Source organism: Shewanella hafniensis, assembly GCF_019655335.1.
In the GTDB taxonomy this organism is placed as follows: domain Bacteria; phylum Pseudomonadota; class Gammaproteobacteria; order Enterobacterales; family Shewanellaceae; genus Shewanella; species Shewanella hafniensis.
Genome location: NZ_BPFD01000052.1, coordinates 20274 through 33145, shown reverse-complemented (window position 1 = coordinate 33145; position 12872 = coordinate 20274). Strand labels below are relative to the sequence as shown.

The window sequence follows — 12872 nt, the reverse complement described above, 5'->3', positions numbered from 1 at the left end:
GATCCAATCGTTCAACATCTGTGGACTTTCATAACATGAAACAACGAATTATATTAAAAGCCAATATTTTCAAGGCTCTCGGTCATCCAACGCGATTGTGGATGGTTGAGCAACTTGCACAGGGTGAGAAATGTGTTTGTGAGTTTGTTGAGGGCGTCGATGTCGATTTTTCGACAATTTCTAAGCACTTATCCGTTTTGCGCCATGCTGGAATTGTGGATATGGAAAAACGAGGTAAGCAGATTTTTTATCGTCTCACCATGCCATGCTTACTGACATCGTTACATTGCATTGATGGTTTATTAGATCAACAAATTCAGAAGCAGATCGCATTAATTGAGTAGTTTCAGACTTATCATTTGGTTAAATGGCAAAATAACAAAGTAACCAAATAAGGCTAAATTATGGATATTAAAATTCTCGGTACGGGTTGTACAAAGTGTCAAAAATTGGCTGAGGCTACTAATGCCGCGGCGCAGGCACTTAATCTTGATTATCAGCTAACTAAAGTCACTGATATTGAACAAATTATGGCCTACAACGTGATGTCGACACCGGCGTTGGTGGTCGACGAGCAAATAAAGTTGACGGGACGGCTTGCCAGTGTAGATGAGCTCATGACCTTGCTTAAAGCCCATACAGCCTAATGGCATTAAGGAGTCGGCATGAACGCTAAAAAAAATGTCCGCTACCTACTGCTCATTGTGGTTTGTGTAGGCTTAGGGTTGGTGGGGTATCAGCAATTTGGCACGATAACCGCTGCTAATACTAACAATGCGGATATCGCTGCCAGTGTGTCACCTCAATTAAAAGATGGGCTGAATATTTATTATTTTCATGGTAATCAGCGCTGTACAACCTGTGTCCGCATGGAAAAATTTACCCAATCTACTGTGATGAATCAGTTTCTCAAGCAAGTGCGCGATGGTGAAATGCAGTTAAATTTGGTGAATGTCGATTTGCCTGAAAACCAGCATTACATCGATGATTATCAGTTGGTATTTCGTACCGTGGTGATTGCTAACACCTACAATGGCGTGGACACAGATTGGCGACGGTTAGACCGTGTGTGGGAGCTGGCCAATAACGAGCTGGCATTCAGCCAATACTTGACTGAAGAGATTAACGCTATGGTTAATCAAACTAAGACGAATCAAGCCCTCGAAGTGCCATCCTCCAAGGTACCCACACATGGATGAGTGGGCCGTCATGATGTTGTCGGCCTTTTGGTTTGGCATTTTAACTTCTATCAGTCCGTGCCCATTAGCGACTAATGTAGCGGCAATTTCTTATATCAGTAAAGGCATACAATCCCCATATCGAGTATTTGCTACTGGGCTTGCCTACACTATTGGACGCATGCTCAGTTACTTGGTACTTGGTACTCGGTATCGTACTCGTGGAAAGTTTACTCTCTACGGTGACGGTATCAGTGCTGCTCCAGAAATACATGAACCTGTTACTCGGGCCTATCTTAATATTGGTGGGAATGTTTTTACTGGAGTTACTGACAATACGCTTACCAGGTAGTGGTGTCTTATTCGAGAAGTTAAAAGCCAAAATTAATCCACAAGGATATGTAGGCGCTTTACTACTGGGAATTTTATTTGCGTTGTCATTTTGTCCGACTTCTGCCGCTCTCTTCTTTGGTTCGCTGCTACCGCTTGCACTAGAGTCACAATCGAATATTGCCCTGCCAGCGATTTATGGCTTAGCCACTGGTCTACCGGTTTTTGTCTTTGCGATCCTATTAGGAATTAGCGCCAATCGCGTTGCGAAAGCTTATAACCACATATTGGCGTTTGAGCATTGGGCCAGAAAAATCACTGGCCTAGTGTTTATCCTCATCGGTGGTTATTACGCTTGGGTTAATATTTTCAGTCCATTTATTGTCGAAAATTAAAGGCTATAACCGTATTGCATCTTTGTAAATCAGGCCTCGAGGTATGAGATTACCCGAGGCCAGGGCTTGTTTTGAAAATCTAACTATTTTTTTACTCTCTGCCTATTGGCATCAATAACCACTTCACCGTCTTCCTTGCTAAAAGCGCCCAGTTGGGGTTTAGGTAAAATATCCAATACACGTTCAGAGGGACGGCACAGGCACGTGCCTAATGGCGTAACGACGATAGGGCGATTAATTAGGATTGGGTGTTCGAGCATAAAATTGATTAATTCGCTGTCGCTAAATTTATCTTCGCTTAAACCTAACGTTTCAAAGGGCTCGACATTTTGCCGCAGTAAACTGCGCACCGAAATGCCCATATCGGTAATCAATTGCTGTAAGGTTTGACGGCTCGGCGGGGTATCAAGGTAGAGGATAACGGTCGGCTCAACTCCAGTGTTACGGATAAGGCCTAAGGTGTTACGCGAGGTGCCACAGGCTGGATTGTGGTAAATCTTAATGCTGTCATCAATCATATTAGTCATAACATGTCTCTGATAAATAATCGTTTATCAATTTATCCATAGGCACTAAACAGATGCTCTAGTGCCCATGGACGAAGATTAGACGGAGAGGCGCAGCGCCAGTGCCGCTAGGGTGACAAATAGCACAGGTAGCGTCATTACTATGCCGACGCGGAAATAATAACCCCAGGTAATATTAATATTTTTCTGCGCCAGTACATGCAGCCATAGCAGGGTTGCTAAACTGCCGATGGGGGTGATTTTAGGACCTAAATCGCTACCAATCACGTTAGCGTAAATCATGGCTTCTTTAATCACGCCGGTGGCATTGCTACCGTCTATCGAGAGGGCGCCAATTAACACCGTTGGCATGTTGTTCATGATGGAGGATAAAAACGCGACCAAGAAGCCCGTGCCCATAGTGGCAGCCCAAAGCCCTTGTTCTGCCAAGCTATTTAATACGCTCGATAGGTAATCGGTTAAGCCTGCGTTGCGAAGACCATACACCACCAAATACATGCCGAGTGAAAAGACCACTATCTGCCATGGCGCGCCGCGCAGTACCTTAGTGGTATCTAGGGCATGGCCTTTTTTCGCGACAACAAACAGGATCAGGGCACCCACGGCAGCCACTAAACTCACGGGCACACCGAGCGGTTCTAAGCCAAAAAAGCCGACTAAGAGTAGGACTAAAACTCCCCAACCGGTTTTAAAGGTGTTGAGGTCGCGAATGGCGGCCTTAGGTTCACGCAGTTTTTTAAGGTCGTAGGTCGCGGGGATATCTTTGCGAAAAAACAGATGCAGCATGACTAAGGTGGCAACGATAGCCGCAATATCGACGGGCACCATCACAGAAGCGTATTCGTTAAAGCCTATGTTGAAGAAGTCGGCTGAAACAATATTGACTAGGTTAGAGACAATTAACGGCAAACTCGCGGTATCGGCAATAAAACCCGCCGCCATCACAAAGGCTAAGGTTGCTCCGGCGCTAAAGCCCAGAGCCAGTAACATCGCAATTACGATCGGGGTGAGGATCAGCGCCGCGCCATCATTGGCGAACAATGCGGCAACAGTAGCGCCGAGTAACACTATGTAAGTAAAGAGTAAACGGCCACGACCTTTGCCCCAACGGGCCACATGTAGCGCGGCCCATTCGAAAAATCCCGACTCATCTAATAATAAACTGATGATGATCACGGCAATAAAGGTGGCGGTCGCGTTCCAGACAATATTCCATACCACAGGAATATCCCCTAAGTGGACCACACCCAGTAGTAAGGCTAAGACGGCGCCCAAAGTGGCACTCCAACCTATGCCTAATCCCTTAGGTTGCCAAATCACTAACACTATGGCGAGAACAAAAATTGCCCCAGCTAACCACATATAAACTCCTAAAAGGGTAGACTCTCTACCCCTAAACATAAAATAAGCTATTAATGCTGTTTAGCCAGTTGGCTTAATCGCGTAATACCAATGGGTTCTTCTTGCTGCAATGGGATTAATGCCAAGCGTGAGGCTAAGTCCTCTTGCACTTTTTCAATTTGTGCCAGTTCATGGCGAGCGCGCACTTTTAGTAATGGCGAAGTCGTTCTGGCAACGGCGAGGCTATTATTGATAAGCCATGCCCAAGGTTCAATCCCTGCGCGGCGTAAATCTTCCTGCAAATTAGCGGCTTCGAGTACCGGGGTGGTTTCGGGCAGCGTGACCAATAACACCTTAGTGCGCGCTTTGTCCTGCAATTGCATCATAGGCGTCGAATAGTGAGTGGTTTCTCCCATACGTTTGGCGACTTCACGGTGGTAGGCGCCAGTAGCGTCAAGCAGCAATAAGGTATGCCCCGTTGGCGCGGTATCCATGACGACAAAGCGTTTCCCCGCCTCGCGGATAATGCGTGAAAAGGCTTGGAATACGGCAATTTCTTCAGTGCAAGGTGAACGTAAATCCTCTTCTAACAAGGCTTTACCTTGGGCATCTAACGCTTTGCCCTTAGTCGCTAACACCTGTTCACGGTAGCGAGTGGTGACGTCGACGGGATCGATTCGGCTCACCTGCAAATTCGCTAATTGACCATGCAGCGTTTGTTCTAAATGCGCGGCAGGATCTGAGGTGGTTAAATGCACATCTAAGCCAAGCTCTGCCAATCTGACCGCAATGGCGGCGGCCAGCGTAGTTTTACCGACACCACCTTTGCCCATGAGCATGATAAGGCCATGGTCCTGCTGCGCAATTTCACTGATTAAACTATCCAGTGTAGGCACTTGGGGCAGATTGTCTTGCTTACATTGGCCTTGCTCATCCATTGCGGGTAAATTTGTGTCTCCTGCAGGCATAAAGAGTTGGCGTAACGGCGTAACGCCGACTAGGTTCATCGATTGAAGTGTCAGCGTTTCGTGAGGTAATGCCGCGAGAATGGGGGATAAATTGGCGAGCACGGCTTGTTCACGCTGATAAAGTGCAAAGGCAAGGGGATCATTGAGTGCCGCGCCTTCGGGCAATACGCCGTTAATCACCAGATATTGATTCTTAAGGCCCACTTGGCGCAACTCTTGGTGAGTGCGCTCCACTTCTATCAGGGTGGATTGCTGTGGGCGTGCCACTAAGATCAAGCGAGTTTTGTCGGGATCGGCCAGTACCGTTAAGGCCTGCGCGTAACGCTCTGCTTGTTTTTCGAGGCCCGCTAATGGGCCAAGGCAGGAAGCGCCCTCGGGGTTAGTCTCGATAAAACTGCTCCAAGCGCCGGGGAGTTGCAGTAAGCGAATGGTATGTCCCGTTGGCGCGGTATCAAAAATAATATGATCGAAATCCTGCTGTAAAGATGCATCGGTTAGTAAACCGGTGAATTCATCAAAGGCGGCAATTTCAGTGGTACAGGCACCTGAGAGTTGTTCTTCAATACTGCGAACTACATCTGGCGGCAATAGGCCTTTGACGGGATCCACAATACGGGCGCGGTATTGCTCTGCGGCGGCTTGAGGATCAATTTCCAGTGCCGTTAGTCTCGTAACGCTGTCTATTGGCGTGAGTTTATTACCTATGGTTTGCCCGAAAACTTGGCCCACATTGGATGCGGGATCAGTACTAACCAATAACACCCGCTTACCACTGTCAGCTAAGGTAATTGCTGTCGCGCAGGATAACGATGTCTTACCAACACCACCTTTACCGGTAAAGAAGAGGAATGCGGGCGGATTCTGAATAAATTTCATTAGATTATCCTTAGTATTTTCAAACCTGAGTTGACTAACAGCAAGAAGTTTTGCCACTGCAACAAGGAGCGGTATTTTTCGCAGGTTCTGCGATATCGATCTTCGCCCAACGGGCCAGTTCCTGCCGATTCGGATAACGGCCTGCCAATGCCATTTCACCATTGAGGAGGATAAGCGGTAGAGACTCTGCGCCTGAGGTTTCTAAAAAGCGTTTTACGAGAGCATTTTCGACAAAGGCCATAGGCTGTTGGGATAAGTTAAAGCGATCTACGCTAATGCCTTGCTGTTTCAGCCATTGGCAATCGGCGGCAAAGGTAACGAGTGCTTGGTCAACGTCAGTGCCACATACACCAGAGCTGCAACATAAAGCGGGATCGAAGATTGAAAAATGAGTCATAACTTTTCCTCATGAAATGGATTCAGGTTTGAAAGTGGAGGCGGTGGAGTAAGAATAGATGCCTTAAAACCACTTTAGGTTTTAGTACATATGAAATTTCATATGTACTATACGCTACAAAAAAAGAGAGTCAAACATCCTGAGAAGATTCACAAGTTAACACTTGGGGTTAATCACTGATATATATGAAAAATACTGATTTAAGCTACTGTGTGTGATTAAAGTCACGTTTTTGTGTTTTTTTAAATTGTGTTTCAAAATTGTAAATTTAAGTAAAGATTGTATGTATATAAATTGATCTAAATCGCAGTTATATACTCCAAAAGATATATATTCAATCCCATACCCTTATAGGAGTGTGGAAAATGAACAAAGATAAACAATTCAACTTGGGAAGGCGCCAGCTGCTCAAGTCAACAGCGGCAGGTACTGTACTTACTGGCATTGGCGGAACCTTATCCTTTACGCCTATCCTAGAGGGTATAGCCGCCGAATTACCAGCACCTCTGCGTAGAACGGGCACTGGAGAGTGGTTAGCTACAACCTGCCAAGGCTGTACTTCATGGTGTGCTAAACAGATTTATGTAATGGATGGCCGCGCATTAAAAGTGCGGGGTAATCCAAACTCTGGCGTGCATGGTATGTCCAGTTGTCCTCGTCAGCACTTAAGTCTTCAGCAAGTTTACGATCCCGATAGATTGCGTACGCCAATGATGCGAACTAATCCTAAAAAGGGCCGCGATCAAGATCCTAAATTTGTCCCCATTACTTGGGATAAAGCACTGGATATGTTAGCGGATAAAATCATGGCTTTACGTGTTGCTAATGAGCCACATAAATATGCGCTCCTTCGTGGCCGATACTCACATATCAATGATTTACTCTATAAAAAGATGACCAACCTTATTGGTTCACCCAATAATATTTCCCATAGCTCAGTGTGCGCTGAAGCCCATAAAATGGGGCCTTATTATCTAGATGGTAACTGGGGATATAACCAATACGACGTTAAGAATGCCAAATTTATCCTGTCATTTGGTGCTGACCCTATCGCGAGTAATCGTCAAGTGTCGTTTTATTCGCAGACATGGGGTGATGCACTCGATCACGCTAAAGTAGTGGTCGTTGACCCAAGGCTGTCTGCATCTGCGGCGAAAGCCCATAAATGGATCCCGATTGAACCTGGTCAAGACAGTGTGCTGGCCCTAGCCATTGCCCATGTCGCCTTGGTTGAAGGTGTATGGCATAAGCCTTTTGTTGGTGATTTTATTGAGGGTAAAAACCTGTTTAAAGCGGGTAAAACCGTCGGTGTAGAGAGCTTTAAAGAAACCCATACCTACGGTTTAGTGGAATGGTGGAACCAAGCCCTTAAAGACTATACGCCAGAGTGGGCAAGCAAAATTACCGGTATAGACCCTAAAACCATTGTTGCCATTGCTAAAGATATGGGAGCCGCAGCGCCTGCGGTACAAGTATGGACTTCCCGTGGTGCAGTGATGCAAGCACGAGGCACCTATACCTCGATTTCTTGCCACGCGTTAAATGGTTTGTTTGGTGGTATCGATAGTAAAGGGGGTTTATTCCCAGGTAACAAAACGCCACTCCTAAAAGAGTATCCAGAGGCAAAAGCCTATATGGATGAGATTGCGGCTAAAGGTGTCAAAAAAGAGAAAATTGATCAGCGAGGGCGATTAGAATTTCCTGCTCTAGCAAAAGGCAAATCCGGTGGCGGAGTGATCACGGCTAATGTTCCTAATGGCATACTTGCTGCTGATCCTTATGAAATAAAGGTGATGTTAGCTTATTTTAATAACTTCAACTTCTCCAATCCCGAAGGAAAACGTTGGGATGAAGCTTTAAGCAAAGTGGACTTTATGGCCCATGTGACCACTAACGTGTCTGAATTCAGTTGGTTTGCTGATGTGTTATTGCCTTCTAGCCACCATATGTTTGAAAAATGGGGCGTGTTGGATGCTATCGGTAATGGTGTTCATCAGGTATCTATTCAACAACCGTCAATCAAGCGTTTGTGGGATAGCCGTATTGATGAATCAGAAATCCCTTATATGCTGGCTAAAAAACTGGCTGATAAAGGATTCGATGCACCATGGCGTTATATCAATGAGCAAATTCTTGACCCGGAAACAGGTAAACCTGCTGCGAATGAAGTTGAATTCGCCAAATTAATGGTTAGATATCTTACCGCACCACTGTGGAAAGAAGATGCGTCTAAATACGGCGACAAACTCAATTCATGGGATGAGTTTGTGCAAAAAGGCGTATGGAATAGCTCTCCCTATAAGCTTGAGTCTCGCTGGGGTAAGTTCAAAACGGAAACCACTAAGTTTGAGTTTTATAGCAAAACCTTGGAAAAGGCGCTGCAAAGCCATGCTGATAAACACAAAGTCAGTATAGATGAGGTGATGAAAGCATGTGACTACCAAGCTCGTGGCCATTTAGCCTTTATTCCCCATTATGAAGAGCCCTATCGCTTTGGTGATGAAGCAGAATTCCCTTTGTTATTGGTAGACCAAAAATCGCGTCTAGCTAAAGAAGGTCGTTCAGCAAACACCCCGTGGACCTATGAGTTTAACGATGTTAACCCTGGTGATGAAGTGAATGAAGATGTGGCTAAATTTAACCCGATAGACGGCAAAAAATTTGGCCTCAAAGACGGTGATGACATCCGCCTCACCAGCCCTGTGGGTTCGTTACTTTGTAAAGCGAAGCTATGGGAAGGTGTCCGTCCTGGCACTATCGCTAAATGTTTTGGACAAGGGCATTGGGCCTATGGTCGTTACGCCAGTACCAAGTTTGGTGTAACACCCAAAGGTGGGGCAAATAATGATTTGATTGCAGACAGATACGATCGCTTAAGTGGTGCATCGGCATTCTATGGTCATATCCGTGTTCGTGTTGAGAAAGTGTGAGGTAATCCATTATGAGATTAGGAATGGTGATTGACCTACAAAAATGTGTAGGTTGCGGGGGCTGTGATCTAGCCTGTAAAACAGAAAACAACACGAATGACGGTATCCATTGGTCGCATCATAAAACGACCACAGAGGGGATATTCCCCGATGTAAAGTACTCTTATATACCGACCTTGTGTAACCACTGTGACAATGCGCCTTGTGTAAAGGTGTGTCCAACTGGAGCAATGTACAAAGATGATCGTGGTTTAACGTTGCAAAACAATGATGAGTGCATTGGCTGCAAGAAATGTATGAATGCTTGCCCATATGGCGTGATTAGCTTTAATGTTATGACACCGCACCGTCGTTGGCAAGATGACTCTGAGTTAGTGGCTAACGGGACTGTATCACCACTGATGCTGCTTAAACGCTCTGGGGCGACTGCATCACCCAATGAAAATCCTGAGCGGGGCGATACTTACCCTGTTACACGACCAAAACGCACCACAGAGAAGTGTACCTTCTGTGACCATAGGCTCGATAAAGGCTTAAATCCTGCCTGTGTCGATGCTTGTCCATCTGAAGCGCGGGTGATTGGTGATTTAGATGATCCACAAAGCAAAATTTCTCAGTTAATTAAATTGCATAAACCGATGCAGTTAAAACCAGAGGCAGGAACAGGACCGAGAGTGTTTTATATCCGCAGTTTTGGGGTTAAAACCGCTTACTAGCTGTGCAAGTGCAATTGGTTTGATCGCAAAAAGCCACAGATTCTTGTCTGTGGCTTTTTAATTAATATCTTTTAATCTGTATTAGTCGCTAAACATCAAAGAATCTAATACCCCTTGGCCGCTGTGAACTCCACCCTCAGTCACCATGGCCGATTTGCTGCGAATTAAATATCCCGCATAACTGGGGCTCTCGCTATTAGAGCTATCCTCCATCGCAGGCTCGCCATCAATGTAAACGGTGAACATGCCTATTTCAGGGATCATGTCATTTATGGTTTCAATCTCGCCGTTACGCACCACTAAGGCTGGTGTTGCTCTCGGCCTAGGGTGTAAGCGGCGCATCAGCGACCATGCTTGGTATTGCGTGGGTTCTAGCTCGGCTAATTCATGTGAAATATCGGCACCAAACAGGCAATTGCCACCGCCTTCACCTTGATTTTTCAGCACCCAACTGTCTATTGGGGACGCTTCGACTAACTGGATACTCTCTGGGGTAACAGGGCGCATCTCGCCGAGGAGGGATTTGACTATTTTGGCTTGTTGCAGCGTTAAACCAAACTGAGTCAAGGACCTTTCATCCATAGACGAGATCAGCATCTGCATCCGTTTACTGGTTGCCAGTTGTTGTCCTATGGTGGCATTGACGGCAACGCGATGTTTTTCAATCAATACACGGATCTCCATCAGGGCTAGGCTGTTCTTGTTGCCATTGATGTCAACGGATTCATAATCTGCATATTGATAACCCGCCCGCAGATAAACGGTATCAATGGTGCCAATGCCTTCGAGTATCAGTCTATGTTTTTCGCCAGTGGAGAGTTGGTCTTGGAGTTCGTTAAAGGTCCTGCGAATTGTCTGGATCCCTTGCTGTTGTAGTGCGAGTTCGAGTAAATGTTGGTCGAACACATTGTCTTCATTTTGTTGCACTATCATCAAAAATCTTGCCGGCCCCACGTCTTCAAATTCTTGTTTTATCTTAAAGGTTGCTTTAGCTATGCCTGCGGATAATTGTGCAATGGCATGATTGTCAACCAGTTGACCCATAGGCAGTTGATGCCATTGCTGCAAATAATGGTGCAACTGGTGGACTCTTTGACCAAAGGGACCCATGCCAGCTGCGATGCCATTAAATTCCACCAGTTTTGGTCCTAAGTCCCTATCGTCCATAAAGTCGCTGCGCATAATCAGCAACGGCATTCTCTGTACTGAAGGCTGAGTATCATGGAGTTGTTGATGCATATTGAGCAAGGCGGCAAAAAAAGGCTCACTGGCCGTGATAGGTTGGATTGCATCGTGAAAAAAATGATGTGCTTCAGAAATAGAATGAATTAGTTTACCGAGCAGATGTACTGAGTTTTTTAAGTGTTGATAGTGTTCTCGGCTGATTAAACTCGGCATTAAAGTAAATGGCGCATGGCGGGCAGAATAGGGAGAGCGTTTAAACGCCATACCATGCATTAGCGCCCATTCGATGGCATCATCTTTGACTTTTGTGGTGCTAGAATCATTCATCAAGCTGACCTTAAATTTTTCGTGTTAATCTGATCAAAAGATAGCTCGGCACTAAACTGATCAATGCCAAAGTACGCGCATTCTAAGTGGAATATATTAGTGATGCGCCGAGCTAAATCACTATTTGGCTTAGCCGAATATAACGCTATAGAGAAAGCCCGCACCCACAGCCATACCTATAATGACAGCGAGGAAAGCAGCAATCATCTGATTTTTAAAGATAGCCTTGAGTAAAATCACTTCAGTTATGCTGGCGCCAGCACTCCCTATGATTAATGCCATCACAGAACCCATTGCCATCCCTTTTTGGACTAAAGCTGCGCTGAGTGGAATAACCGCTTCGGCGCGAATATAAAGAGGAATACCAATAACCGCGGCAATTGGGATGGCATACCAAGTTGCATCGCCGGCGTATTGAGCAATTAAATCCGTGGGAATGAAGCCATAGATGAATGAGCCTAGTAACACGCCCACAAAAAGGTAGGGTAGCACTTGTTTAAAATCCTTCCACGTTGTGCGCCACACACGTAACCAACGACTTTCTATCTGCGGTGCTGAATGACTTGCAGCTCCACAAACGGTGTCACAAGAAGCTACTACTGGCGCAGGCTTAGTGTCACAGCACGATGCCGTTACTGGCGCGGGTTTAGTATCGCAACATGAGGTGGTTAACTCGCCCTGTTGATAAGCCTCTTCACGGACATACTTTTCAAATCCAAGTTTTTCAAGCGCAAAACCTGCAAGCACTGATACGCCCATCGCCATAACAAAGTAAAACAACGCCACTTTAATGCCAAAGGTGACGACAAACAGTCCGATAATAATCGGATTTAATAACGGACTGGCAAACAGAAAAACCATCATAGGACCAAAACCAGCACGAGCTCTGAGTAGACCTTTCAAAAAAGGAATGGTGGAGCAAGAGCAAAACGGGGTAATAGACCCCAGCATCGCAGCAACAAAATAGCCTTTACCATTACGCGAGCTTAGGATGGATTGTACTTTTTGTGGGCTGATATACTCTTGCAGTATACCCACCAGATAGCTGATAACTAAAAAGAGCAATGTAAGTTCAACTGCTAAGAACACGAACATATCTAGAGTTTCTTTAAACATGGTTATCATATCGGGACTCATTTTTTACCTCTGTGATTAAAAGATATGCGAACACGCTATTTCGAATATTCCAGAATTATAGTGGCCGTACCGATGGCTTTCAATACTTTATTTCTGGAATTATGGAAATAAATCAGTTTAAGTCTTAGATAGGCTCACTGGTGATGAATTTCAGCGTATGCAATGAGGCTGTAAACCTGTGATTGAATTTACGGTCGCGCTGTACTAGATGTTTCTGGTATTATCGAATTATTTAACCAGATGAGGCCGCTATGAATATAGCCGACATGAATATAGACAGTGCCGCTAAGGTATTGAAAGAGCTGGGGCACCCGACGCGCCTCGCCCTGTTTAAGCTGCTCGTTAAGGGAGGATATGCAGGTGTTGCAGTGGGTCAATTACAGGAAGCATTACAGATCCCAGGCTCGACTCTTTCGCACCATATTAACGCCTTAATGTCGGCGGGGATTATCTCCCAACGGCGCGAAGGAAGAGTATTGTACTGCGTACCTGACTATGATCTATTGCAAGGGTTGGTGCATTTTTTACAGGATCAATGTTGTAGCAGCCAATAAACCATTTTGTT

The 12872-nt window shown here is 45.5% G+C and carries 13 protein-coding genes and 1 pseudogene; 8 read left to right on the top strand and 6 right to left on the bottom strand.

Features of this window, described 5'->3' with window-relative positions:
* The 5 genes and pseudogenes from K5Q99_RS14855 to K5Q99_RS14840 form a co-directional block, all read left to right on the top strand.
* Nucleotides 1-344, top strand: a 344-nt coding sequence (locus K5Q99_RS14855) for an ArsR/SmtB family transcription factor (protein ID WP_246604500.1), incomplete at its 5' end; no start/stop codon positions are given.
* A gap of 60 nt (nt 345-404) precedes the next feature.
* Nucleotides 405-647 carry a thioredoxin family protein gene (locus tag K5Q99_RS14850; protein ID WP_220777299.1) on the top strand — a complete coding sequence of 81 codons (243 nt, stop codon included), beginning with the start codon at nt 405-407 and terminating at the stop codon, nt 645-647.
* An 18-nt stretch (nt 648-665) separates the two neighbouring features.
* Nucleotides 666-1199, top strand: coding sequence for a nitrophenyl compound nitroreductase subunit ArsF family protein (locus tag K5Q99_RS14845; RefSeq protein WP_220777298.1), 534 nt, complete (start codon nt 666-668; stop codon nt 1197-1199).
* Nucleotides 1192-1347 (top strand): annotated as a pseudogene (locus K5Q99_RS22530) (aromatic aminobenezylarsenical efflux permease ArsG family transporter); the annotation flags it as partial. The gene K5Q99_RS14845 and the pseudogene K5Q99_RS22530, both read left to right, overlap by 8 nt.
* 52 nt (nt 1348-1399) lie before the next feature.
* Nucleotides 1400-1903, top strand: coding sequence for an urease accessory protein UreH domain-containing protein (locus tag K5Q99_RS14840; protein ID WP_246604498.1), 504 nt, complete (start codon nt 1400-1402; stop codon nt 1901-1903).
* An 83-nt stretch (nt 1904-1986) separates the two neighbouring features.
* Here the strand turns inward: K5Q99_RS14840 and arsC are convergent, their stop codons facing one another.
* From arsC to arsD, 4 genes are all read right to left on the bottom strand, one after another.
* Nucleotides 1987-2430: an arsenate reductase (glutaredoxin) gene (gene arsC / locus K5Q99_RS14835; RefSeq protein WP_428848596.1), complete on the bottom strand. Its 444-nt coding sequence runs from the start codon at nt 2428-2430 to the stop codon at nt 1987-1989.
* A gap of 78 nt (nt 2431-2508) precedes the next feature.
* The gene (locus tag K5Q99_RS14830; protein WP_220777297.1) at nt 2509-3792 is read right to left on the bottom strand and encodes an arsenic transporter; all 1284 of its coding nucleotides are present in this window, start codon (nt 3790-3792) and stop codon (nt 2509-2511) included.
* Between the two features lie 50 nt (nt 3793-3842).
* A complete protein-coding gene (arsA, locus tag K5Q99_RS14825) occupies nt 3843-5615 on the bottom strand; it encodes an arsenical pump-driving ATPase (RefSeq protein ID WP_220777296.1) in 1773 nt (590 codons plus the stop codon).
* Between the two features lie 34 nt (nt 5616-5649).
* Nucleotides 5650-6012, bottom strand: coding sequence for an arsenite efflux transporter metallochaperone ArsD (arsD, locus tag K5Q99_RS14820; protein ID WP_220777295.1), 363 nt, complete (start codon nt 6010-6012; stop codon nt 5650-5652).
* Nucleotides 6013-6377: 365 nt separating this feature from the next.
* Here arsD and arrA point away from each other — a divergent pair, with 365 nt between their 5' ends.
* Together arrA and arrB are read left to right on the top strand one after the other, a co-directional pair.
* The gene (gene arrA, locus K5Q99_RS14815) at nt 6378-8942 is read left to right on the top strand and encodes an arsenate respiratory reductase molybdopterin-containing subunit ArrA (protein WP_220777294.1); all 2565 of its coding nucleotides are present in this window, start codon (nt 6378-6380) and stop codon (nt 8940-8942) included.
* 11 nt (nt 8943-8953) lie between these two features.
* Nucleotides 8954-9658, top strand: coding sequence for an arsenate respiratory reductase iron-sulfur subunit ArrB (arrB, locus tag K5Q99_RS14810; protein WP_220777293.1), 705 nt, complete (start codon nt 8954-8956; stop codon nt 9656-9658).
* 81 nt (nt 9659-9739) lie between these two features.
* On the opposite strand, the gene K5Q99_RS14805 is transcribed toward arrB, so the two are convergent.
* Entirely contained in the window at nt 9740-11170 is a 1431-nt protein-coding gene (locus K5Q99_RS14805; protein ID WP_220777292.1) for a glutathione synthase, read from the bottom strand.
* 129 nt (nt 11171-11299) lie between these two features.
* Nucleotides 11300-12307 (bottom strand): permease, encoded by a 1008-nt coding sequence (locus tag K5Q99_RS14800; RefSeq protein ID WP_220777291.1) that lies wholly within the window; start codon nt 12305-12307, stop codon nt 11300-11302.
* Nucleotides 12308-12573: 266 nt separating this feature from the next.
* Between K5Q99_RS14800 and K5Q99_RS14795 the strand changes: the two genes are divergently transcribed.
* A complete protein-coding gene (locus K5Q99_RS14795; protein WP_220777300.1) occupies nt 12574-12861 on the top strand; it encodes an ArsR/SmtB family transcription factor in 288 nt (95 codons plus the stop codon).
* Nucleotides 12862-12872: the final 11 nt, after the last annotated feature.